The following is an 859-nucleotide window of genomic DNA, read 5'->3' on the forward strand; positions in this document are numbered from 1 at the left end:
TCGGAGAGCATCTGGAACCGGGACATGTCCCCAGGGTCTCAGCTGACTCGTGCATCTATTCTCAGACACGCCCTAGGTCAGGCGGTCTCCCGCCTCTCAGGCGGCAAGCCGCCTGGTGGCGTGCACGCGGGCCCGAACTCGTCGGCGCGGGTGAACCCGGCCGTGCGCTCGCGGCGGCGGGCACGCTTGACCGGGGCCGAGGACAGCGGCGTAACGCCGATCTGCTCGTGGAGCCAGGCGATGATCTTGCGCGTGTTCGTGGCGGCGACCATCACGGTCAGGGAGATGATCTGCGCAGCGAACCGACGGCAGGGACGAGTGGGGCGACTGGTCCGCATTGCCCGGGGGCTGTTAGTCGCCATTGCCGTCTGGCACGATTTGGTACATGGACTGGTCGAACCCGGAGAGCGTCGGGGAACTTGTTGAGCGTCTGTTGAATGAGGGGAGCGAGAAGTCGTGGATTGAGTTCAAAGAGAATAACGACAATCCAGAGAAGATCGGTGAATACATTTCTTCACTCTCAAATTCTGCCGCCCTGGAGGGCCAAGAGGCCGGATATTTAGTTTTTGGTGTGCACGACGGAACGCTTGAGCCTGTCGGTACGATCGTCAATCTTGACAACAAAAAGGTCGGAAATCAGGATCTGAAAATTTGGTTAACTCAACTTATATCTCCATCGGTGTCTATCGAGTGGGGGCCAGGTACTCTGCATGGTTTTTCATTGTTTGCGGTGAGGATCGACGCGGCGAGGCAAGCACCCACTAATTTCAGGGGCAAAGAGTACATTCGCGTTGGACCACACACTAAGCCCTTAGGGAAGCATCCCGAAATAGAGCAGCGACTTTGGCGTTCCCTGGGG

General features: G+C 58.2%; 2 protein-coding genes. One reads left to right on the forward strand and one right to left on the reverse strand.

Annotated elements, in window-relative coordinates; all coding sequences use genetic code 11:
• Window positions 1–77: 77 nt before the first annotated feature.
• Window positions 78–338 (reverse strand): hypothetical protein, encoded by a 261-nt coding sequence (locus tag KVS67_RS11485; RefSeq protein ID WP_063190208.1) that lies wholly within the window; start codon window positions 336–338, stop codon window positions 78–80.
• 47 nt (window positions 339–385) lie between these two features.
• On the opposite strand from KVS67_RS11485, the gene KVS67_RS11490 reads away from it, so the two are divergent.
• Window positions 386–859: helix-turn-helix domain-containing protein (locus tag KVS67_RS11490; RefSeq protein ID WP_217565391.1), on the forward strand; the 474-nt coding region annotated here is incomplete at its 3' end.

Source organism: Micrococcus sp. GbtcB5 (assembly GCF_019091605.1).
In the GTDB taxonomy this organism is placed as follows: Bacteria; Actinomycetota; Actinomycetes; order Actinomycetales; family Micrococcaceae; genus Micrococcus; species Micrococcus luteus.

Coding starts and splice junctions, on each gene's coding strand:
- KVS67_RS11485 (WP_063190208.1), bottom strand. CDS start 338: ATGCGGACCAGTCGCCCCACTCGTCCCTGCCGTCGGTTCGCTGCGCAG.